Here is a 24,015-nt window from a genome sequence, read left to right on the forward strand (position 1 = left end):
TCATCCCCAATTCTGTTAAAACAGCCTAGACCAAAATGTAAATCGTAAAATTTCCCCTAGACTTCACTAAAAAGCTTCTATGACGCTCCCAATTCGCAACGTCGCCATTATCGCCCACGTAGATCACGGCAAAACCACCCTGGTTGATGCACTCCTCAAACAATCCGGCATTTTCCGCGAAGGCGAAGACGTTCCGGACTGCGTCATGGACTCCAACGCTTTAGAACGAGAGCGGGGCATTACCATTTTGTCGAAAAATACAGCTGTTCGCTACAAAGAAACACTGATCAATATTGTTGATACTCCTGGACACGCTGACTTCGGTGGTGAAGTTGAGCGCGTACTCGGCATGGTTGACGGCTGTCTGCTGATTGTCGATGCCAATGAAGGCCCCATGCCCCAAACCCGCTTTGTGTTGAAAAAAGCTTTGGAAAAAGGCCTGCGCCCCATCGTTGTTGTTAATAAAATTGACCGTGGCCAAGCTGACCCCCACGTTGCTGTGGATAAAGTATTGGATCTGTTCTTGGAATTAGGTGCAGACGAAGACCAGTGTGATTTTACCTATCTGTTCGCTTCCGGTATGGGCGGTTATGCCAAGGAAAGCTTAGAAGCAGAATCGGTAGATATGCAACCCCTGTTTAATGCGATTCTGCAACACGTTCCACCCCCAGTAGGCGATATCAACAAGCCTCTACAATTGCAAGTCACAACCTTAGATTATTCTGAATATCTGGGACGAATTGTTATTGGCAGAATTCACAACGGTACAATCCGCGCTGGACAGCAAGCTGCTCTAGTTACAGAAGATGGCAGCATTGTCAAGGGCAAAATTACCAAGTTGATGGGATTTGAAGGGCTGAAGCGGGTAGAGATGGAAGAAGCTACCGCAGGTTATATTGTGGCGGTGGCTGGTTTTGCTGATGCTTACATTGGCGAAACAATTACTGACCCCAACGAACCCCAAGCCTTACCACTAATTAAAGTGGATGAGCCTACCTTACAAATGACCTTCTGGGTAAATGATTCACCCTTTGCTGGTCAAGAAGGTAAATTGGTGACATCCAGACAAGTACGCGATCGCCTATTCCGCGAACTAGAAACTAACGTCGCTCTCCGTGTGGAAGAAACCGACTCTCCCGATAAATTTCTAGTTTCCGGTCGTGGAGAACTGCACCTGGGTATCTTAATCGAAACCATGCGCCGGGAAGGTTTCGAGTTTCAAGTATCCCAACCACAAGTAATTTACCGAGAAATCAACGGTCAACCTTGTGAACCTTTTGAACTCTTGGTTTTAGACATTCCTGCTGATGCTGTTGGTAGCTGTATCGAACGCCTAGGACAACGCAAAGGCGAAATGCAAGATATGCAACCAGGAAGTGGCGATCGCACTCAGCTAGAGTTTGTCATTCCCGCCCGTGGTTTGATTGGTTTCCGTGGTGAATTCATGCGGATGACTCGCGGTGAAGGTATCATGAACCACAGTTTCTTAGATTACCGTCAACTTAGTGGTGATATTGAAGCTCGTAACAAAGGTGTGTTAATCTCCTTTGAAGAAGGCGTTTCTACCTTCTACGCCATGAAAAACGCCGAAGATAGAGGAGCATTCTTTATTACTCCCGGTACTAAAGTTTACAGAGGCATGATTGTTGGTGAACACAATCGTCCTCAAGACTTAGAACTAAATATCTGCAAAACCAAGCAGTTAACCAATCACCGCGCTGCTGGTGGTGATGAATTAGTGCAGTTGCAAGCACCAATAGACATGAGTCTAGAGCGTGCATTGGAGTACATCGGCCCCGATGAGTTGGTGGAAGTTACACCCCAATCGATTCGTCTACGGAAGATGTCGAAGAAATTGGCAAAGCGGTAAGTAAAGTAATTAATTAATTTAAAAGCCCACAAATGTGGGCTTTTTGTTTTTTACCTGACTCAGTGAGGGTTCAATATCCAATAACTAATGACTAACCGACTTATTGGCTTAACTGGGGGTATTGCTACAGGCAAAACTACTGTCGCTAATTATTTGGCGAATGTATATAGTTTACCGATTTTGGATGCAGATATTTATGCTAGGGATGCAGTATCTCTAGGTTCACCTATTTTAGATGCGATCGCACAGCGTTATGGTAAAAAAATTTTACTCCCCGATGGTAGCCTCAACCGTTCCCAGTTAGGGGAAATTATTTTTTCTCATCCCGCAGAACGCCAGTGGCTAGATAGTATCATTCACCCTTATGTGCGCGATCGCTTCCTCAAAGCAGTTGCTGAATCTTCTACATCAACAATAGTATTAGTTATCCCTTTATTATTTGAAGCTCAGATGACTAATTTGGTGACAGAAATCTGGGTGGTAATTTGTTCAGAATCACAGCAATTACAAAGATTAATTGAACGCAATCAATTAACTCCAGAACAGGCAAAAGCCCGCATCAATAGTCAATTATCTCTAGCTGAAAAAGCTGCCCGTGCTGATGTTCTATTAGATAATTCCAGCACCTTAGCAAAGTTACTCAAACAAGTAGATACGGCGGTAATTCGTAATTCGTAATTCGTAATTCGTAATTCGTAGAGAAATTTTAGATTTACTCAGAACTCAGCACCGGCTAAACGCCGCGCTACCGCTAACAGCACTCAGCACTCAGCACTCTCTACTCAGCACTCTCTACACTTTATCTTGTGGTTGAGGAACAATACCACTTTTAGATAAACCTGCATCAATTTGATTCAGCAGTTTAAAGTCTTCCTCTGGTAAAGGATAATTGCTACTACTAAATAACCCTGCACTTACAGCAGGCTGTTTTTCCAAAAATGAAAAAGCCTGGCGAAACTGCTGCGGTTCGGCTTTGATTGGGGCATCAAAATGACAGGGAATAATCCACTGAAAGTCCCAACTGGCGACTTTATCAGCCCAGTTAATAGTCTCTCTGGGTGCGCGGTTAAGAATCAATGTCTGTAATATGGGTGCGACAAATAAACGTCCATTTCCTTGGAGAGCATCAAAAGAACGCTGCCAATCATACCGCCATTTAAAGGGAAATAATCCAAAATAAGCTTTATATGACTTTTCTGGGGATTTAAAGGCATCTTTTAATACTCCCACCCAAGGGGGTACTTCTAACGCACTAGGTCGGAAATATAAGGCAAATAGAGTGATACGCTGCCATCCCTTGCGGCGATTGGCTTGATTATCGGCAACGACATCTGTAGATTGATCTTTGGCGTGAAATAGTAAGGCGTATGGATCTAACTGGATAATCGCTGGGGGATTTGCGGGTACAGAAATGACTGAATCTGTGACTAGTAAAGTATGCGATCGCTTATGTAAAAATGCTACTTCTGCAAATTTACCAGGGCCAAGGTCAATTGTATCTAATATCGCATAGTCGAACTGGTCAGTAAATGGAGCTTGGCTACTGTCTGTTGGTAATATATGAGTGCGTTTAGGAGGTAAACCCAGCCAACTGAGGGGCAAATTAAGGGGAAAACTCCACTGATTCGGAGCAACAAACACCTGTGCAGTAGGAAAGCATCTGGCAAAGGGGCCAACGAAAACTTTATGTTCTAAACCGGAAATAGTTGGCAGAATGATATATTTTACATCTCCGTGTTCTGCCACTAGTTCACTTACCAGCCGAATACATTCGGGAGTTGGGGCGACGGGTGCATATACCAAAAGTCCCCCTTCATCTAGCTTGACAACAGTCATCCGAATGGGAACAATAACGTAGAAAATCCCCTGTATCTGGTCAAAAGTCCAGATTGTGTCTTTAATAATTTCTTGCCGGAGTGTTCGCCGCTTACTGTATGGATAGAGTGGCAAAGTAAACCAGAAAGGCCAGGTAAAGTCTTTCTGATTCATTTGTTCTACGATATTTGCAAGTTCATCATCACCCACTCCGCAACTCCCCCCCATTCCCAAAACTCCAACTATTTTTATTGGAACTCCGAATATCCGAGTGTAGCAAATATTTGATGTCGTGGGAATTTTTATACTCCTGACTAAAAGACGTGATCTACTAGAACAGACTCAACGGGAAATTGACGCAATGCTATGAGAGAAATAGCCAAGCAAATATTCTATGAAAAAACTGCTCAAACGTATCAAAGCACTGATTAGGAAAATCTTTCAGCAGTTTTCATCCACTCTAGAACCAAGTCCCCCTCCAAGTTATCACTCACCAGAAACTTGGATTCCTCCCATTCCTCCCGTTCCATCTTTCGCTCCTCAGTGGGAGAACGGGTTGGTACTGGTTTGTTCACAGTGTACAGTAGAGCAATTTGCAGGAAGTTCCCATCGAATTAACAGAAGTATCACAGCCACAGAAGAGTTACAAAACTGGCTGAAATCTCGCCTAAAATTTGATGGATTATGGGGAAAATATCGAGTTATCAGCACCAGTTGTTTGGGAATTTGTCCCCAGTCACGGGTTGTAGTGGTTTTGCGTAATCATCTGGTGGGACAGCAATGCTTACTTGTCGATCCTCAAAGCGATCGCGAAATTCTCTACTCCTATATCAAGCAGATGAATCAGTGATGGTATTTCAATTCGTAATTACAATAAATGTAGCCTGCGGAGGCAGGCTTGGTACTTGTAGCTGCGATTTCTAATTGTCCAGCATTTTGGCGATTCTATCTCAGGAAGCCTTAGCTTCTAAAGACTTGAGCAACTCAGTATTCACGCCAGATTCACGAGTTAGGGCAATTTTGCCAGTGCGAGCAATTTCCCTAATCCCAAACTTTTGTAGCACCTGCACGATCGCCACCATCTTACCAGGATCGCCCACAACTTCTAAAGTCAGGGAATCTTCTGCTACATCTACTACACGCGCCCGGAAAATCTGAGCTAGTTCGATGACTTCGGAACGGTTGCTGCTAGTAGCGTTCACCTTCAAAAGCATCAATTCTCGCTCTACACAAGGGGTTTCTGTAATATCCTGCACCTTGAGGACATTGACCAACTTGTATAGTTGCTTAGTGAGCTGTTCAATTACGCGATCGTCCCCAGGTACAACCATCGTAATACGGGAAACTCCCCCTTGCTCACCCGAACCAACTGCTAGGCTTTCGATATTAAAGCCGCGACGCGCAAACAAACTAGCAATGCGGGAGAGAACCCCCGCCTCATCTTCTACCAAAACTGAAAGGGTATGTTTCATCTTTGCCAACACAGACTCAGACAGCTATTGCTAACGCAAACATTAACTAATAGCTACCTTACACGTACTGCTTACTAGGTTAATAAATATAAGTCTTGTCCCTTATTTTAAACTCAATACCTGCACCTCTTCTATTCTTTTCTAGCAAAAAGTTAGGTCTACATCATACTGAAAGCATATGTTTTGGCGAGTGCATCTCTTGTTGTAGGCAGATGTGCATGGGTCACAAAATTCATATGCTGTGGATATGATTAACCCTATGTAGTTTCAGGAGGACGACATTTATGAGTTGGCTCAAAAGAATTTTTGGTATGGAAAAACCCCAAAATGCCCAAGTAAATCCCTCCTCTCAAGTACCGCAAGCGGCTACTTCCACTGCTACTCAATCAATTCCACCAGAACGTTTGGGGTTGAATGGAGAATATGACCAAAGTGGTTTAGCAAAGCGGGTAGCATTGGCATTTGACCAAGATGCACAATTAAACAGTATAGATTCCTTGTGGGTTGCTCAGACTGCTGGGACTGTAGTTTTCAAGGGCAAAGTTCCTAACCAAGAAATTCTCAACAAAATGAGGTCTGTAGCCCAGAATGTACACGGTACTACATCTGTTGATACTGCTCAAGTTACCATTGGCTAGTTTAAGAAGGTGACAGGTGACAGGTGAGCCAGCGCGGTCTTGGGGGTTTCCCCCATGAGCGACTGGCGAACCCGAAGGGTGACAGGTGACAGTGACACGTTATATCATGTCCGCTTCATTCCTGACGAAACCCGAAAAACCCCAACCCTCCCCTTACGAGTCGTGATGAGTAAAGCCCCCGTGTTTCTAATCGGGGGAGATCAGTATTTCATGAAATTACCTCTCTAGCTTTTCTTCTCTCTGCCTCTTCTGTGTCCCTGCGATTTCTTTCTAACCAGTGGACAATACTAGTTGGTAATGCTTGCTTATTTCTACTATTTGCATCAATACAAACGTGCCGAGTAATTGCTTTAGCAACTACTACCTCAGCCAAGGTGATTTCATAAGTTATTTCAAACTTTTCTGTACCAATTTTTTGTGGCATTAAGTTAACTAATAACTTATCTCCGCAAAATATGGAGCGAAGAAAATCTACACTAGTGTGAACGATAGGAAAAGCTACCTGGGGATTAGTAAAAAAATCTTTGAGATTGATACCTGATGTTCTGAGAGATTCTTCATAGGCTTCATGACAAATGCTCAGAATATTGGCGAAGTAGACTACACCCGCAGCATCTGTATCCTGAAAGCGAACAGTGCGATGATAACTAAAAGACATAAATAAAAATCAAAAATCAAAAATCAAAAATAGCAGGCTTGCTGCCTGCTCCATCATTAATTTTACTGTAATGTCAATACAAATTACTTCAATGGGGAATATATATCTTTGGATGTAGGATTGAGGTAGGGACGCTGTAAATCGATGGAGTGATCTTGGAAATGTTGATGAATGGCTTTCATTCTTTCTTCTACGGCATTCTTACCTTTTTGCCAAGTTTCTAATAAGGCATTAGCTAAGATTTGACAACGATTCATCCCAAAACTTTCTTGTGAAGCAAATTTTTGATTTGGTTCTTCCGCAAGTCCTAATCCTGGTGCTAAAAACTTGGTGAATAGGGGGATCTCTGGCTGAAAATAAGCTTGATTTTCTTTATAAACGACTTGTAAAATTTTGTGAATTGCCTGATAGTCGCGACTTTCAAAGTAGAGTACGCCAGAATCGTAGCGTTCATAGGTACTGGGGTTGTAGAGAACTTGAAAGGTAAAAGGAATAGTATTGGTATTAAGTTGCTGGGTTAAACTGTCCATCAGTGCGATCGCGCCATCTACGGTAAAGTTGAAATAGATTCTCCCAGTGCCTAAATTTACATCAAGATTGCCTTGTTGTTCTTGTCCCACATCACTCACAGCTAGGTAATAGCCATTTTGCAAGCGATTCTTCGGCATCCAAATCGCTACTGATTCACCAACTTGAGCAGATTTTTTTCCAGCTTTGAGGTGACAATCTGGCTCGATATATAAGGTTAAACCATCTTTAATTACTGCCATACTACCATCAGGTTCTTTTCGCAGCACTTTCCAACTGGGGTCAAAATAACCTTTACCATTATTGCTAGCTTGCAGTTGTTCATAAAATTCCCAATCAATACCCACAACAGAATTAGTTGCTAAATTTTGTGGGAGTTGGTAATTACTATTACTACTATCAACTGCCAAGCTGCTTTGCAAAACCCCGTTATAATAGATACCGTAAATAAAATTACGTAATAATAAATTGAGATATTTATGTTGTAGGGTAGCCGAATTTTGCTGAAATCTATCTGCTACTTTAGTTGGTAAAGCAAAAGGCTGGTAATTAGGATGGTAGATACAAAAATTCGGCTCAATTTGGATATTAGTAGCAATATCTATTAAGGAATTTAGCATTGTTTTAGCAGAGTAATTTAGCATTAATCAATTGAAAGTTCAGACTTAACACCTACAAAGTAGAGTAATCAGATTTGATTGTTGAAACCCACCCTAAATTAATTAATTCTAACTTCGTCCTTCTATTTAGCAGCCACGCAAGCGAGTTTTTTCATAATACAGGCGAACTAGTTGTTTCTCTTTTTCTGGTTGTGGTATTGTATTCATTGTACCTATAGAACTTACAACTGCTGACTCATCAACTCCCAAAATACTGACTATAGATTGCTCAGGCTTAGTTAGAATATTTTTGGCTAATTGTAACTTATAGATATCAGAATTATCAAAGCGCTTGCAATTTTTTATCCTGTCTCGAATTTGATGAATTAATGCCAATCCTGTAAATTTGATAACTCGTACCAAAAAATCACAACTATAGTCTAAAATCATGGGAAAAGTATTTAAATAAGCCTGTAATAAGGCTACTAATGATGGTTGAATATCTTCTAATGGAGTCATAGCTAATTGTAGAGATTCTTCTAACCCCAATGTTCCATCTATCACTAAACTAGAAAGCCAAACTTCTAAATAACTAGCTAACATAGTTCCCAAATCAAAGGTAGGATCTCCCCATCCACAGGCTTCCCAATCAATTAATTTTACCAAGCAGTTATCTAGCTGATTCCATCGAGAATGAATTAATACGTTATGCAAATTTAAATCGTTGTGTGTCAAGCAACAAGGATTCCATTCATAGGCTAAATCAGCAATTGCAGCTTCTAAACTCTCGTAGCGTTGATAGAGTTCATAGAATCGCTGTGACTCGCTGGGAACATGACTAAAAATCTCTGGAGTAATCGATTCTATCCCTTGGGCTGGGTTGTAAAAGCTATAGCGAAACTGTCCTTGGGGTGCAGTCGCCATAAAATCACGGTATTCCTTACCTTGGAACGTAGCGCGGTGTAGGGACGCTAATGTTGTCCCAATGGCTGTAGCAATCTCTACAGGGAAAATATTATTCTTTTGATAAAAATTACTTAAATCTAGATATTCACTGAGATAGCTACGCACCAGGATGGAGTTTTCTTCATTGAAATGTAGCACTAATGGTGCGATCGCAGAAATATTACCTAAAACGGGAAACTGCTGAAGTAACTGCTGAAAAAGCCATTCGTTAAATAATTCGTGGGAGATTCCATCAGTTTCATGCTTAAGTTCTTGCTTAACTAGGAGTTGGAAATTATCTCCTAGCTTCACCACTAAATTCCGATTTTTTTTGTTAGTTTCTGGCAGTTTAAAAGTCTCGAAAGTGCTATCCACTAAGCTACACAGCCCTGCCGTGTGCAGATACTGGATAACATTGTGAGAAGATAGTGGTGATAACATATATTATTTCCTAGTTCGTAAGATTGGCGATAAATCTTTGAATTTTAGGCTTATTTTGGCTTTAGAAATTGAGGTAGATAACAACAATTATTTATATATCAATGCCTTTTTAATCTACCTATATTAATATCTCATCTCTTTGATTCAAACCTGCCAATATGGCAAAAATTACCTTTATTTTTACTTTAATTTTTTCTTTTTTCCCTACTAAATCTTTATACGTTATGTTCCTATTCTCTCAAAATAAATAGATGTCATTCAATTGATATTTTTAATCAAATATCATTGAGTTTCTATGATTTTTAACCATAAATATATTTGAATTTTATTAAAAATAATACGCTACCAGCTAAGTAAGTAACACTCAAAAATAAAACCTATTTAAGGCTTGTAATCTTTGCCTACAGGTAACTAATGATTTATCTAATACCCAAATTATAGTTTTACAATAGCTTTAATAGTGTATTATCTTTTACATAAATATTGGTTTATAAATAATAATTAATGATGGAGTTTTAAATTTATGCCTTTCGTGTGATTTAATCAGTATCTAGAACAAAAACTGTCTCACGATAGATGTAAGTAAATGTTATGAGTTTCTCCACTAGAGATTATTTTGGTTTTTCATATGTCATTTTGATTGTGCAGTAGACAGATCAAGCATGACCTCTCTAATACTTGGTTTATATTACGTATTATTTTTAACGTAAATTTGCTATACGCGTAAAATTAAGGTGATTACTCATAAAGAAGGCTACTTAGTATCTCAGAGATACTCAATGCCATGAATATGACACAGGGTATTATTTTTATTTATCATCACGAAGTTTAACAAACCGGATATTTATGTAATTTTTGGGCATGGGGAGTTAAATCAGTGAACAGTTACCAGTCCTTGATAACTGTTCACTGATTCTTAGCGAAGCGGCGAGTAATGACGGGATGGAGTTTTCCGCCAAATTTCACAAAAAAATCTTTTCTAGCTTTTGTTCTGGTGTAGAGTAATATAAATGTACTATTAAGAGGTGAACAATTGCTACCCAACAGTAAAAAGCTGCCTTATCATGATTGTCAGTGCCAGCATACCTAAAATAGTCATTAATCCAGCTGGCATGAATTTGCGTGTTTTAGCCAATCTTAAAGCAAAGAAAATGACTAAAGCAGCAGTGATGCAAGTTGCTAAAATCAAAGCCCAGGCTTGTCCTTGGAGTTGCAAGTAAGCGGCAAAAACTAATAGTGAACCGCTAATTATACCACTGAGGAGGGAAACTTGACTATTCGCCTGAAAGTAGCCAATAATGCCACCAACAATCGCTAACATACCATAGGCGATCGCAGCAATTATACTTAAATTCATGGTTAAACCCTATGTAGATTTTGATTTTGCTACCAAGCCCAGCAGACAATTAACCATAAGCTACATTACCCCTGTTGATTGACGGATAATCCAGCCATGCAAACGGCCAGCAGTTCTTCCTATGCCCAAGTTCAACTTCTCCAACGCCAAGCAGCGTCACTTTTACTTTATCAATCTGTCCTCCAAGACGAAGTAGGCATTGCCTTTTTAGAATTGCTGCAAGCCATCCGCTACAGTGATGCTGATGGCTGTCGTTGTTTGCAAGCTTACGGCGGTTACTTTCACGCCTTAGCCGATAAACAGCAAACTTGGGAAGACTACCTCATTACCCAAATTCTCATGGCGGAAAATCCCTTCACGAGACTTGCCCAACAGCGAGACTTTCAAGATTTACCCCCAGCTTTAGTAGCAGCAGCCCAGCATGATTTACAACTCTTACAAAGCCTTTATGAATGTAGCAGTGCTATTTTGAGTGAATGGGTGCAAAGTGTAGCACATTTAGCGGTGTCTCCTGTGGTGTGGTACGTCGAACCAGATGACACAGCTATACAAGCAGGATTAACATTTTCTCTGCACCATTCAGAACACTGGGCAAATGTAGTAGAAGATGTAGCAAATTACTATCGGCAATTTGGTACAGGGTTATTTGCCCAATATCGGGGATTACGCTGGCAAACTGGGCAACTTATCGGGATACCTTACCCTGACACAGTGAAGCTGAGTCATCTTGTCGGGTATGAGTCTCAAAGAGATGCCTTGATTAAAAATACAGAGTTTTTGTTAGCGGGTGAAGTGGCACTGCACGTATTACTTTATGGTAGTCGCGGCGCAGGCAAATCTTCCTTAGTCAAGGCTTTATTAAATGAATATACCCACCGCCATCTTCGTTTACTAGAAGTGGCAAAATCGGATTTGCAGGATCTACCAAATATTGTAGAACAGTTGCGAGGCTTGCCACAGAAATTTATTATCTTTGTCGATGATTTATCCTTTGAAGAAGATGATGATGCTTTTAAAGCCTTAAAAGTGGTTTTAGAAGGAAACTTAACTGCCAGACCACAGAATGTAGTTGTATATGCTACTTCTAATCGTCGCCATTTGATTCGGGAATTTTTTGGCGATAGACCGACCCCCAAAGATAACAACGAAATCCATGCTTGGGATACGATGCAGGAGAAACTTTCGTTTAGCGATCGCTTTGGTTTAACTTTAACCTTTGAGTCCGCCGATCAAAAGACATATTTACAAATTGTGCAACATCTCGCATCACAAGCTGAAATTAACATCAACCAGCAAGATTTAGAATTTCAAGCCTTACAATGGGCTACACGTCATAATGGACGGTCTGGAAGGACAGCACAGCAATTCATTAATTATTTAAAAGCAGAGTTATCACTATTTGGAGAAAATAACAATAAATTAGACATCAAATCATAAAAACAAAGGAATTACGTTAGCATAGCGTGGCATAACCCATGAAAAATTGCCGAACTTAGTAAATTAGCACAATAAAACCAAACTAACTAATATATGAATAAAAATAAACTAAGTACAGCATTTCATCAACTCGTAGCGAATTCTCTGCGTACCTGCCCGACCCTCTGCGTTTAAATTTCCCCCCTCAATTGGCAAAGCTGTACTAAGCTAAAAACCTCCTGTCTCCTGTCCTCTGCCTTATGCCTCAAAAATCAGCAATATGCAGCCAGTCATGTTCAGTAATCGATTTATCTTAGGCATAGTTGCCTTTAGTGTCAGTTTTGGTCTTAGTCTAGTCCCCAAATGGGATTTTAACCAAGCTTTCTTCACTGGAGTAATCACCGTAGTTGCTACCTATTCAGCAGCCTTGTTCGTAGATAGGCGGCGGAGAACTCATGAACTGCTGATTTTATCCTCCCTCCGCAAACGTATTAAAGAAAGGGAAGGACTTAAATCTCGCGTAGTTAGAGAAATTGAGCAAATAGAAGCTCATCGTAATTTACTTTATAACGAAACCAAACAACTACAAAATCACATCCTCGAATGTCGTAATCAAAGAGATAGTCTACATAGAGAACTCGGAAATTTTGCCTCACAAAAAAAACAATTAGAATCCGAAGTTAGTAATCTGAAAACCGAACTTTACGACTTAGAGCAAAATCAAGCAGAATTGCATAACTTTTTATCTGCCCTAACATCAGAAAAACGTCGCCTCGAATTGCATTACAATACTTCCCATGCAGAAATTAACCAGTTGCAAACCCATATATATGAACTAAAACAAGAGCAAAAGGAAATAGAAAGTAATTTAACTCTTCTAGGTAGGATTAAACCTCAATTAGAAGAAAAGCTTTACGAATTGCGACTAGAAATTCAAAACTTAGAAGCTGAAAAAAATCAACAAAATCAAATACTACTAGAGACAGCACATGAAAAAGATGATGTAACAGCCACAATAAATTCCTTACAAACTCAAAAATCACAACAACAAGAACATTTACAGCAATTAAAAAATGAAATTTCTGTATTACAACAAGAACGTGACCTATTACAAAACCAAGTTTGGGAACTACTCCAGCAAGTAGGAACATTTAATCAAGAACCTTTATCTGAAAACTCACAAGTTGAAGATATTGAAGTATTTCCTTTTGCCGACTTAATAGAAACAGTAGAATCTGATATTCTACCTGAAACATGGGATAGATTTTTAAATCAATTACCAGGACATGAATTTCAGGTATTAAAAGCCATAGTAGAGCAAGAGAATCCTCATCCAACTATTAAAAAAATTTCCGAAGCTAACATTACTATGCCTAATATATTAATTGACTCTATCAATGAACGTGCTAGTGATGTTATAGGTGAATTAATCATTGAAACAACTTTAGATAAACCAGCAATTTATCCAGAGCATATTAGTAATGTCAGACAAATGATTGCCTTATATGAAAACCTTATGACTAGACACGCCTCATCAAATTAAAATATTCTCATACGTTGTAAAATAATCATTATTATAGGCATATCTGTTGACCTCTGCATTGACATCAAGTAAAGTAAAATACATGGCAAAGCTCAAACTCTCGAAAAAAACTTCAACTGCTTTAATCAATTCCCTAGGTGCAGGAGTAGTTCCCAGGATAGGAGTTGAACAGATAGCAGTTGGTCGAGAAAAAGAACTTAAAAGCCTATTACAAAATCTCGATGATATTGCCGAAGGTGTCGCCGCATTTCGTTTTATAATTGGCAACTATGGTTCTGGTAAAAGCTTCATGCTGCAAATGATTCGTAACCGTGCTATTGAGCAGGGTTTTGTTGTAGCTGACGCTGATTTATCTTCAGAACGTCGCCTAGCAGGAAGCAATAGTGAAGGCTTGGCTACCTATCGAGAATTAATGAGTCACCTTTCTACCAAAACTCGTCCTGATGGTGGCGCATTGGTTTCAATTTTAGAAGGATGGATTAATAAAATTCAACAAGAAGTAGTTAAAGAAACTGATTTACGTCCCCATGATGAAGGTTTTGATGACAAAATTGAAGCGAAAATTAGGGAAGTTGTCCAATATATAGAAGACCTAGTTCATGGTTTTGATTTTGGTACTGTAATTATTACTTATTGGCGTGGTTATCGTTTAGATAATGATGACTTAAAAAATGCTGCCTTACGTTGGTTGAGGGGAGAATTTAATACCAAAACTGAAGCCAAAGCCGCATTAGGGGTGCGCGTTATTATTGATGATGATAGTTGGTATGACTACATCAAACTCTTAGCTAAATTTATTGCGGAAATTGGCTATAAAGGACTATTAATTCTAATTGATGAAGCTGTTAATATCTACCAAATCTCAACTACAGTCACTCGTGAGAAGAACTATAACAGACTGCTGGCAATGTTTAATGACACGATGCAATGTAAAGCAGAACATTTAGGTATTTTCATTGGTGGGACAACCAAATTTTTAGAAGACCCCAACCGAGGACTATTTGCAGACCAAGCTTGGCGCAGACGCACCAAAGAAAGCCGTTTTGCTATCCAAGCTGATGTGCAAGAATTTTTAGGGCCGGTTATCCGACTTAACCCTTTGAGTGAAGCAGAAATTCTCACACTTTTGCAACGTTTAACAGAGATTCATGCTACTCATTTTAGTTATGACAAGACTTTGAATGGTCGGGAATTAAAAGAATTTGTCGGAGAAATAGTCAACCGCTTGGGTGCGGAAGCATTACTCACACCAGGAGAAATCATCCGAGATTTTATTAGTGTGTTGAATATCTTACATCACAACCCAGCCATTGGATTTGGTAAATTAATTCATGGTGCTAAATTTAAGCCTACTGCTGTGGGCAAAAATACAGCTTTGGATGAAGATAATGCAGCCGAATTTAGTTTGTAGTCAAGACCTTAGTCCTGAGATTTTATTTTTAAACGCAGAGAAGCGCGGAGGTTCACGCAAAGTAACGCGGAGGTTTGGAATCTTCCCCACTATCAAAGAACAAATATGAGTGATGCTTTTAACCGACTTGCACCCTTTATTCAAGAATATATTTATCATCACAACTGGACGGAATTAAGACCAGTTCAAACAGCCGCTTGTGAAGTGATATTTGACACTGATGCTCATTTATTAATTGCTGCTGCTACAGCTGCGGGGAAAACAGAAGCAGCATTTTTACCTGTCTTGACTGTTTTACATGATAACCCTAGTAAAACTATAGGTGCATTATATATTGGCCCTATCAAAGCTTTAATTAATGACCAGTTTGAACGTCTCAACGACTTACTAAAATCAGTCGATATTCCTGTTTATCATTGGCATGGTGATGTTCCTCAAAGTCGTAAGAATAAGCTGCTACAAAATCCTCAAGGTATATTGCAAATTACGCCAGAATCTTTAGAAAGCTTATTAGTAAATAAACACAAAGACCTAGTACGCTTATTTGGTGATTTAAGGTTTGTTGTCATTGATGAAATTCACGCTTTTATGGGTACTGAACGCGGTTGTCAGATTATCTGTCAATTGCAGCGTTTGGTAAATTTAACGCAAGCAAAACCTCGTCGCATTGGTTTATCAGCAACTCTCGGTGATTATTCAATGGCTGAAGATTGGTTGCGTTCTGGAACTGATAAACAAGTCATTACCCCCAAAGTTGAAGCAGGAAAACGCCAAATTAAACTAGCGGTAGAACATTTTTATGTTGCTAAACATGATGAATCAGCAGTAACAGACTATGAACAATATATTTTTAATTTGAGTCAATCTCGTAAATGTTTGATTTTTGCCAATAATCGTACCCAAACGGAATCAATTATTGCCTCTTTGCGTCAAATTGCTACTATTCAATCACTACCAGATATCTATTATGTACATCATGGTAGTATATCTGCTAGTTTACGCCAAGTGGCAGAAAATGCCATGCGCGAGCCTCATAAACCAGCTGTAACTGCTGCTACTCTCACCTTAGAATTAGGTATAGATATTGGGAATTTAGAGCGAGTTATTCAGTTGGAATCACCTCTTTCAGTAGCGAGTTTTTTACAACGTTTGGGACGTGCAGGAAGACGAGGTGAAGCTGCTGATATGCGTTTTGTCTGTGGTGAAGATGAAGTGTTACCAGACGCATCTTTACCAGAGCAAATTCCTTGGCAACTTTTACAGTGTATCGCTATTATTCAACTTTATTTAGAAGAACGTTGGATTGAGCCAATGAAGCCAATTCAATATCCTTTGAGTTTGCTGTATCACCAAACAATGAGTATTTTGGTAGCCGCAGAGGCAATTTCCCCGGCTGCGCTAGCTAAACAGGTTTTAAATCTGCCACCATTTGCTGCTATTTCTCATGAAGATTATAAATTATTGTTGCGCTATTTAATTGATATCGGCCACATTCAACGGACTGAACAAGGTAAATTAATTTTGGGTGTATCATCCGAAAAAATAGTAGGTAAGTTTCAGTTTTATGCTGTCTTTGCTGATAACCAGGAATATACTGTTAAGCAAGGGACTACAGCCATTGGTAGTATTATTATGCCGCCTCCAGTTGGTAATCAATTTGCGTTGGCTGGGAGAACTTGGGAAGTATTAGAAATTGATTTCAGAAAAAAAAATATTTTGGTTAAGCAAGTAGATGGTAAGGCTACAATTTATTGGCGTGGTGGTGGTGGTACGATTCATACTAAAGTTCTGCAAAGAATGCAGCAGGTTTTACTAGAGGATTTAGAATATAGCTATTTGCAGAACAATGCACGTCAACGTTTACAGACAGTCCGCAAGCTAGTGCAGAAAGCTGGATTAGATAAGCAGAATATTTTGCAAATAGAAAAAGGTAAATGCTGTATTTTTCCTTGGATGGGAACTGTTGCTTATCGTACTTTAATCAGATTAATTAATACCTTTTGTCGGGAATCTTTGGAAATTAGTAGTATTTGTGGGGTGAATCCCTATTATTTGACGCTAAAATTAGGTAAAAATAAGTTTAAAGATGTAAGCCAAGAAATTATTTCTTTGTGTGAGCAAAGAATTATTCCAGAGGCTTTAGTTAGTTCGGCGGAAGCACCGGAAATGCAAAAGTATGATGAATTTATTCCTCATCCACTTTTACGCAAAGCTTTTGTTTATGATTATTTAGATATGGAGGAAGTTAAGCAGCAAGTAGCGCGGTGGGAAGGAATTTAAAATTTAAAATAACAGGGAGTAGCCAAAATGTCTGGTTTGATATTTAAACGCAGAGGGGTGCGGAGGTTCACGCAAAGGAGCGCGGAGTTTTTATCAGAGCTATTTGTGTTTTATTTTGAACCAATTGGGATGCTGCCAGAATAAAAAGGTTTTGGTTATTTTGAATATTTTACAAAACCGTTATCGGTTAGTTAATTTAATTAGTCGAGGGGGATTTTGTGAAAGCTACTTTGCTGTAGACGAAGGTAAATCTCCGCCTGTTGTTTGTGTAGTACAAAAACTATGTTGTGATAATCAAAGATTAGACGTAGTTGAGCAAAAAGCCCAGTTAATTAAGGAAATAGGACAACATCCACAAATTCCAGCTTTATTGGCGCACTTCCAAGAAAATGGAAACTTTTACTTAGTACAAGAATTTATTGCAGGCTCGAATTTAGCCCAGATAGTAGAAAGAGAAGGTGCTTTTAATGAAACTCAAACTTGGCAACTTTTAGTAAATATATTACCAGTTCTGAAATTTATTAGCGATCGCCATCTGATTCACTGTGACATAAAACCCCACAATATTATCCGCAGCAACTCAGGAAATCTAGTATTAGTCGATTTCGGTAATGCTCAAATCGCCTCAGACATTAACCAGCTAACTACTAACACCATTACTGGGAATCCAGAATATGCTGCACCAGAACAAATCATAGGTAAAGCAGTATTTGCTAGTGACCTTTATAGCTTGGGTGTAACTTGTATTTATTTACTTACCCAGATTTCACCCTTTGATTTGTTTGACATTGCTAATGTAGCTTGGGTGTGGCGGCAGTATCTTACTACTAGAATAAGCGATCGCCTAGGTAATATACTTGACAAATTACTCCAAAAAGACATTACTCAACGCTACCAATCCGCCGATGCAGTTATGGTGACAATGGGCATCGCCAATACATCTACATATTCTCGCGGCGATTTAAAATCCCCTAATCCGTGGCAATGCACCTATACTTTCACAGAAACTACTAGTATTAATGCTCTCGCCATCAGTCCTGACGGCAAAATCTTAGCTAGCGGGGGCGAAAATAAAATGATCAAATTATGGGATTTAGAGACGAAAACAGTAATTAACTCCTTATCAGGACATTCCCAAGGTGTGACATCGGTTGCTTTCAGTCCCAACGGTCAAGTTTTAGCCACAGCTAGCGATGATAAAACTGTGAAATTGTGGCATATCCCAACATCTACAGAAATTTACACCTTAGTTGGACACTCACACGCCGTCAAATCAGTAGCGTTTAGTCCCGATGGGCAAATCCTCGCTAGTGGGAGTTGGGACAAACAAATCAGACTTTGGGATGTTGAGACAGGTGCAGAGATTTTTTCCCTGCAAGGACATCAATTACAGGTGAGTGCAGTCGCCTTTAGTCCAGACGGACAACTTTTAGCCAGTGCTAGCTTTGATAGAACAATTCGCCTTTGGCAATTGAAAAACCGCCAGTGCTATGACTTGTTAGAAACAATCTCAGGTCATACACGGGCGGTTTTAGCGATCGCCTTTAGCCCAGATGGTAAAATTCTGGCTACAGGCAGCGATGATAACACCATTAAATTTTGGGATGTCAACACTTGTCAGCTAATTGGCACACTCTTAGGCCATTCCTGGGCAGTAGTGGCAGTAGCTTTCACCGCCGATAGCAAAACGCTCATTAGTGCCAGTTGGGACAAAACCATCAAGCTTTGGCAAGTCAGCACAACACAAGAGATAACAACCCTTCTTGGTCATGTAGACTCAGTAACCACTGTTGCTGTCAGCCAAGTTGCACAACTAATTGCTAGTGGCAGCAGGGACAAAACCATCAAATTGTGGCAATTTAGTGCTGTTAGCGGTAGCGGGGCGTTTAGCCCGTGCTGAGTAGTGAGTAGTCAGTAGTGATTGGGTGGGTGGAGAATTGGGACATATCAAAGTTTCCCTCTTGTCTCCAATCCCCAATCCCCAGTCCCCAATACCTCAATCAAGCACTACCAGTGAAGGCAACTTCAGGGAATTTTAACTGTGCTTCTGCCATCGGGCGGTTTCTACCTTCCTCTTGCCAGTAGTTAATCACTTCTGTTGCCTTATTGAGCAACTCGACGCGATCTATATCGGTAATCCAGTGCTTGGATTCGAGTTCTTTCTTTAACTCTTCCCAGGCATCATTCCTAGGCCAGAAGAAATACTTAGTCAAAGGACTTGTACCTTTGCCGACAACTTGATCAACTGCCAGGGCAACGTTCTCGTCTAGCCAAAGGATTTTCAAAATGAACTTGGACAATTACACCTCCGGGGAATATCCGGCTATGACTTACTAAGTTTGCGATCGCTTATTTTAACGCAATACTTACCAATTCACCAAATAGTAATTCTTAATCAGAAATTGACTTATTTTCAATCATGACTCAATTTAAAATTTAATAGCTAAAAATTTCACTTCCCCCATCCCATGACTGCAAAACCCTCAACAAAAGCGATCGTTGTATTTGATATTGACGGTGTGGTGCGTGATGTTGGCAATTCCTATCGTCGCGCACTGGCAGACACGGTAGAGTATTTTACTGACAACACCTATCGCCCTACATCCCTAGAAATTGACCAACTCAAGTCAGAAGGTATCTGGAATAATGATTGGGAAGCATCCCAAGAATTTATTTATCGCTACTTTGCTAGTCAAGGAACGCCTCGTGAACAATTACAACTTAACTACGAAACTATAGTTACCTTTTTTCAATCCCGTTATCGTGGCACAGATCCCCATAATTGGACGGGATACATTTGTGATGAACCTTTATTATTACAACCTAGCTATTTAGAACATCTGACACAAGCGGATATTGCTTGGGGCTTTTTTAGTGGTGCTACTCGTGCTTCTGCTACCTATGTTTTAGAAAAACGTCTTGGCTTACAGTCTCCAGTGTTGATTGCAATGGAGGATGCACCCGGTAAACCAGATCCTACCGGGCTGTTTGCCACTCTCAATCATTTAGAAAATGACTTAGAAACCACATCGACTGTGATCTACGTAGGTGATACGGTGGCAGATATGTACACCGTTGGTAAAGCCAGAGAACTCCAACCGCACCGTACTTGGATTGGTGTAGGTATCTTACCGCCTCATGTGCAAGAAACAGCAACTCGTTGTGAAGCTTATGCACAGACACTAGTAACAGCAGGTGCAGCAGTGGTTTTAAGTAATGTTGAGCAATTAATTCCAGACACAATTGCAAAATTGTTGGTCAATAGCCAATAGTCAATAGTCATTAGGGATTGGGGGATGGATTACCCTTTTCCCTTTCACCTGATGATTGTAGCGATGACCTCCGGTGGGCGGAACGCCATCGCAGTTTACCAACAATCACCAGTGAACTAATTTACAGTCTTTATACTTCTTAAGTGAAATTGCTTAGAAAGGGTTAATCATAAAAATGCTCATAACCTAATCTTTAAAAGAAAATAACCGAATAATTGCAATATTATTATTTTTATCAAGTTAGTATAATAAATAACTGAAATCGCTTTAACTGGTCAATTCGCTCCAGACTAATTTGTGGCGAAAGATAACCAGCTAACTATCAAATATTATCTAGTATCTATGTATCCGAGTCAAAAGCTTTACCTATATTCCTTCTTAGCCCATTGGAAATTTCTCAAAAAAAGTTATACCGCCAAAATCATGTCGGTAGCTTTTTTGGGTACTCACATACCGCTATTGTCATTGCTGTTCAGTTTTGTCATCTCCAATTCCTATTCTTGGGAGATGATAACTCGAGTTTTAGTTATCGCTTTGATAGCGACTTTGGTAGGTACGGCAGCTACACTTTATGCACTACACTACCTCCTTGCTCCTGTCAATTTAACTTCAAAAGCATTACAAGAATATCTTAATACAAAAACCCTGCCTCAGTTGCCTACAGAATTTGCAGACGAAGCAGGTACACTCATGGCAGATACCTCACACACCCTACACAAATTAGATGAGTTAATTGACCAGATCAGCCATTATGATAAAGTGACAGGATTACCTAATCGGGAACTATTCATTAATCGCCTCCAGCAAAGTATCTGCCCGCAGAATAGCGACAAAGTGATAGCTGTGATAGTTCTGGGTATTGATGATTTTACAGGGGTGAGTCATGCCCTCGAACCTGAGCAATCAAGTTTATTATTAAGAGCAGTAGCAATGCGGTTGGATAATTGCATCATTGCAACTGATATCCTGGCTCATTTGAATGGCGATGAATTTGCGATCGCACGCACAGACATACCATCATTAGAAAGTTTAATCAAACTCTCCCAGTTGCTGCTGAGTACCTTAGCTAAACCCTTCACTGTTCAAGATATCCCAATTCATATCACAGCTAGCGTTGGTATCACTATGAATAGTTTTGATCACGATGTTGATCAACTTTTGCAACAGGCTCATATAGCCCTGTATCAATCCAAGCTACAAGGCCGTAGTCAATCACAGTTTTATTCCCCAGAAATTAATGCTCAATTGCAGGAGAGGTTGGCATTAGAAAACGAATTACGTGGGGCTTTAGAACGCAACGAAATCATAGTTTATTACCAACCCCTGATAGATTTACCCAGTGGAGAAATAAAAGCTGTTGAAGCATTAGTTCGCTGGCAACATCCTACAAGAGGTTTAGTATCACCCGCCCAATTTATACCCATTGCAGAAGCCAATGGTTTAATTATCGAGATTGGTGAATGGGTATTGCGGACTGCTTGCGCTCAAAATCTCGCATGGCAACGTGCCGGACTTCCTCCTCTTCGGATGTCAGTAAACCTGTCCGCACGACAGTTTGAACAAGCAGATTTGGTAAAAGTAGTTAACCAAATTCTCCAAGAAACTAATCTACACCCATCTTACTTAGAACTGGAGGTGACAGAAAGTTTTTTAATGACTGACGTACAGCGTTCCGTAAAAACTTTAAAAAAATTACGAGAATTAGGGGTCTGGCTAGCCCTCGATGATTTTGGGACTGGTTATTCTTCACTCAACTATCTCAAACAATTTCCTGTGAACATGATCAAAATTGACCGTTCTTTTGTGCAGGATGTCGTCTCTAATACTGACAGTGCCGCCGTTACTGATGCGATTATTGCTTTAGCCAAAATTCTCCATTTGAAAATCACAGCTGAGGGTGTAGAAACTCAAGAACAACTTGATTATTTGCAAAAGCGGGGGTGTCATGAAGGTCAAGGTTTTTACTTTAGTCGTCCTGTTCCGGTTGAGCAAATTACAGAAATGTTGGAGCAAAGTTATCAGCTAGTAGCAGCATAGGATAAGAGTATAGGGATGTAAACTACCTACACTCCCGCTATACCCTTACAGGTATAGCGGTTAAGTTTATTTATGTTAAATAACTTTATGTGTTGTAAAAATATATAATAATTGTTTGCAGCCTTTAGCCTATCTCAATAAAGATGCAGTCACACATTGTACCAAACAATAGTTTCCAATTTATTGATGAAATCCTCAATCAACATAATGTGAAGCTTTTAAGTCTTAATCCTCACAAAAAGATAATCACTAGCTTTGTAGAAATAGAATTATTAATTAGAGAAAATATTACAGATAATCAATTAATTAACAATCTGCAAAATACTTTAGAAAGTATAGTTAAATCTCAATTGCAAAATTTCCCGGAGAATATCTTTTGGGATTTTGATTTTATGGTTAGTAGTATGTTGTATCAGGCATTAAATACAGAAGATGATGCGGTTGATTTCCTAGGAAATTTTGCTAATAAAATGGTATTACTGACCGAGTTATTTGGAATTAATAGTGAAATCCGTTTTCGCTATGTACATGATTTTATCTATGGTTTTGAATGGGCAAAGTGGGTACAAAAAGACCCACAAAATCGTGCTTTTATAGAGCCTTTTAGTTTGATTTTCCTAGATTATTTACTCATGAAAACCAAGGAACTTATACAACGCATTCATCGTGGTAAATCTCAATCTTATAAGTTGTGTGATAACGGTTTTCGGAATCCTTTTACATTTTCCCGCGAACCAGAAGATGAATATCGTTTGTTAACTCATCTAGCTCAAGCTGAACTTATCCCTGTAGCTGCTTGGGATTGGAATGCTTCTCCTATTTGGAACAAACCTTTTCAGGAAAGACGTGAACAATTAGCATTAGAGTTGAATATTCAACCCCAAAAACATTAATGAAAATTGCTGATTTAATTACTTGGTTTGAAGCATGGGCTAATCCTGCTTGGTGCGAAAGCTGGGATAATTGTGGCTGGCAGATTGAGCCTGGTGTATTACAAGATTCGGCGAGAGTTTTGGTATGTTTAACACCAACTTTGGCTGTAATGGAAGAAGCGATCGCCTTAAATGCTAATCTAATTTTTGCCCATCATCCTCTAATATTTAATCCTCCTAAATCTTTCCGCGCTGGCGAACCGATTACGGAGATGGCGCGATTAGCCTTCACCCACAACATCGGTATCTACACCGCCCACACCAATTTTGATCAAGTCGCTGATGGTACGGCTGACGTTTTGGCGCAGATTTTAGAATTAAAAGATGTTGCCCCCATTGTACCTACCCAAGCAGAGTTAGGTTATGGACGAGTGGGATTATTAGAACCATTTTTGACGTTACAGGAATTACTCACAGTTATTCAAAATCGCCTGACTCCTCCAGATTTAATTTTTTCCCCCAGTGCTGATTTACAGCAGGTAGTTTATAGGGTGGCGGTGTTGGGTGGTTCGGGGGCTGGTTATATTTCGGCGGTGGTGAAAACAGGCGCACAAGCTTATCTGACTTCTGACTGCAAATTTCACCAATTTCAAGAAAGCCGCGATCGCCATCTCATTTTGATTGATGCTGGACATTATGCCACTGAACGCCCCGCCTGCGATCGCTTGGCGCAAAAATTTCAGTCTTTAAATCTCGACTGGGTGCAACTAAGTACCAAGGATGAGGATTTCCGCCAGTTTTTTCACGCTTAACCAGAAGGCCGGAGGTAGGGGGAAAATTCAATCCCCCATCCACTAAGGA

The 24,015-nt window shown here is 39.8% G+C and carries 20 protein-coding genes; 13 read left to right on the forward strand and 7 right to left on the reverse strand.

Annotated elements, in window-relative coordinates; all coding sequences use genetic code 11:
- Positions 1-79 precede the first annotated feature (79 nt).
- On the forward strand, positions 80-1,870 hold the full coding sequence (typA, locus tag VB693_RS15470) for a translational GTPase TypA (RefSeq protein WP_190699515.1): 1,791 nt from the start codon (positions 80-82) through the stop codon (positions 1,868-1,870).
- A gap of 87 nt (positions 1,871-1,957) precedes the next feature.
- On the forward strand, positions 1,958-2,548 hold the full coding sequence (gene coaE, locus VB693_RS15475; protein ID WP_323267036.1) for a dephospho-CoA kinase: 591 nt from the start codon (positions 1,958-1,960) through the stop codon (positions 2,546-2,548).
- A gap of 114 nt (positions 2,549-2,662) precedes the next feature.
- Here coaE and VB693_RS15480 read toward each other — a convergent pair whose 3' ends face one another.
- Positions 2,663-3,859: a DUF4336 domain-containing protein gene (locus VB693_RS15480; protein WP_323267053.1), complete on the reverse strand. Its 1,197-nt coding sequence runs from the start codon at positions 3,857-3,859 to the stop codon at positions 2,663-2,665.
- A 220-nt stretch (positions 3,860-4,079) separates the two neighbouring features.
- Between VB693_RS15480 and VB693_RS15485 the strand changes: the two genes are divergently transcribed.
- Positions 4,080-4,535 (forward strand): (2Fe-2S) ferredoxin domain-containing protein, encoded by a 456-nt coding sequence (locus tag VB693_RS15485; protein ID WP_323267037.1) that lies wholly within the window; start codon positions 4,080-4,082, stop codon positions 4,533-4,535.
- Positions 4,536-4,635: 100 nt separating this feature from the next.
- On the opposite strand, the gene ilvN is transcribed toward VB693_RS15485, so the two are convergent.
- Positions 4,636-5,157 (reverse strand): acetolactate synthase small subunit, encoded by a 522-nt coding sequence (gene ilvN, locus VB693_RS15490; RefSeq protein WP_190699525.1) that lies wholly within the window; start codon positions 5,155-5,157, stop codon positions 4,636-4,638.
- 284 nt (positions 5,158-5,441) lie between these two features.
- On the opposite strand from ilvN, the gene VB693_RS15495 reads away from it, so the two are divergent.
- The gene (locus tag VB693_RS15495) at positions 5,442-5,795 is read left to right on the forward strand and encodes a phospholipid-binding protein (protein WP_190699528.1); all 354 of its coding nucleotides are present in this window, start codon (positions 5,442-5,444) and stop codon (positions 5,793-5,795) included.
- Positions 5,796-6,003: 208 nt separating this feature from the next.
- On the opposite strand, the gene VB693_RS15500 is transcribed toward VB693_RS15495, so the two are convergent.
- From VB693_RS15500 to VB693_RS15515, 4 genes are all read right to left on the reverse strand, one after another.
- Entirely contained in the window at positions 6,004-6,453 is a 450-nt protein-coding gene (locus VB693_RS15500; RefSeq protein WP_323267038.1) for a thioesterase family protein, read from the reverse strand.
- A gap of 83 nt (positions 6,454-6,536) precedes the next feature.
- Positions 6,537-7,625: a T3SS effector HopA1 family protein gene (locus VB693_RS15505; RefSeq protein WP_323267039.1), complete on the reverse strand. Its 1,089-nt coding sequence runs from the start codon at positions 7,623-7,625 to the stop codon at positions 6,537-6,539.
- 102 nt (positions 7,626-7,727) lie between these two features.
- The gene (locus tag VB693_RS15510; protein ID WP_323267040.1) at positions 7,728-8,966 is read right to left on the reverse strand and encodes an aminoglycoside phosphotransferase family protein; all 1,239 of its coding nucleotides are present in this window, start codon (positions 8,964-8,966) and stop codon (positions 7,728-7,730) included.
- Between the two features lie 1,036 nt (positions 8,967-10,002).
- Complete coding sequence (locus tag VB693_RS15515) at positions 10,003-10,323, reverse strand: TMEM14 family protein (protein WP_190699536.1); 321 nt, start codon at positions 10,321-10,323, stop codon at positions 10,003-10,005.
- 96 nt (positions 10,324-10,419) lie between these two features.
- On the opposite strand from VB693_RS15515, the gene VB693_RS15520 reads away from it, so the two are divergent.
- The 5 genes from VB693_RS15520 (at position 10,420) to VB693_RS15540 (ending at position 18,873) form a co-directional block, all read left to right on the forward strand.
- Complete coding sequence (locus VB693_RS15520) at positions 10,420-11,760, forward strand: ATP-binding protein (protein ID WP_323267041.1); 1,341 nt, start codon at positions 10,420-10,422, stop codon at positions 11,758-11,760.
- 259 nt (positions 11,761-12,019) lie between these two features.
- Positions 12,020-13,282, forward strand: a complete 1,263-nt coding sequence (locus VB693_RS15525; RefSeq protein ID WP_323267042.1) for a tellurite resistance TerB C-terminal domain-containing protein — start codon at positions 12,020-12,022, stop codon at positions 13,280-13,282.
- Positions 13,283-13,364: 82 nt separating this feature from the next.
- A complete protein-coding gene (locus VB693_RS15530; protein ID WP_323267043.1) occupies positions 13,365-14,693 on the forward strand; it encodes an ATP-binding protein in 1,329 nt (442 codons plus the stop codon).
- Positions 14,694-14,798: 105 nt separating this feature from the next.
- Complete coding sequence (locus VB693_RS15535; protein ID WP_323267044.1) at positions 14,799-16,973, forward strand: DEAD/DEAH box helicase; 2,175 nt, start codon at positions 14,799-14,801, stop codon at positions 16,971-16,973.
- Between the two features lie 160 nt (positions 16,974-17,133).
- A complete protein-coding gene (locus tag VB693_RS15540; protein WP_323267045.1) occupies positions 17,134-18,873 on the forward strand; it encodes a serine/threonine-protein kinase in 1,740 nt (579 codons plus the stop codon).
- A gap of 100 nt (positions 18,874-18,973) precedes the next feature.
- Here the strand turns inward: VB693_RS15540 and VB693_RS15545 are convergent, their stop codons facing one another.
- The gene (locus tag VB693_RS15545) at positions 18,974-19,273 is read right to left on the reverse strand and encodes a 30S ribosomal protein PSRP-3 (protein ID WP_190699551.1); all 300 of its coding nucleotides are present in this window, start codon (positions 19,271-19,273) and stop codon (positions 18,974-18,976) included.
- A 168-nt stretch (positions 19,274-19,441) separates the two neighbouring features.
- Here VB693_RS15545 and VB693_RS15550 point away from each other — a divergent pair, with 168 nt between their 5' ends.
- From VB693_RS15550 to VB693_RS15565, 4 genes are all read left to right on the forward strand, one after another.
- Entirely contained in the window at positions 19,442-20,245 is an 804-nt protein-coding gene (locus tag VB693_RS15550; protein WP_323267046.1) for a TIGR01548 family HAD-type hydrolase, read from the forward strand.
- A gap of 342 nt (positions 20,246-20,587) precedes the next feature.
- Positions 20,588-22,282, forward strand: coding sequence for a putative bifunctional diguanylate cyclase/phosphodiesterase (locus VB693_RS15555; protein ID WP_323267054.1), 1,695 nt, complete (start codon positions 20,588-20,590; stop codon positions 22,280-22,282).
- A gap of 143 nt (positions 22,283-22,425) precedes the next feature.
- Positions 22,426-23,175 carry a hypothetical protein gene (locus VB693_RS15560; RefSeq protein ID WP_323267047.1) on the forward strand — a complete coding sequence of 250 codons (750 nt, stop codon included), beginning with the start codon at positions 22,426-22,428 and terminating at the stop codon, positions 23,173-23,175.
- Entirely contained in the window at positions 23,175-23,966 is a 792-nt protein-coding gene (locus VB693_RS15565; protein WP_323267048.1) for a Nif3-like dinuclear metal center hexameric protein, read from the forward strand. Before VB693_RS15560 ends, VB693_RS15565 begins: the two co-directional genes overlap by 1 nt.
- Positions 23,967-24,015: the final 49 nt, after the last annotated feature.

The organism is Anabaena sp. UHCC 0399 (assembly GCF_034931465.1).
Classification (GTDB): domain Bacteria; phylum Cyanobacteriota; class Cyanobacteriia; order Cyanobacteriales; family Nostocaceae; genus Trichormus; species Trichormus minutissimus.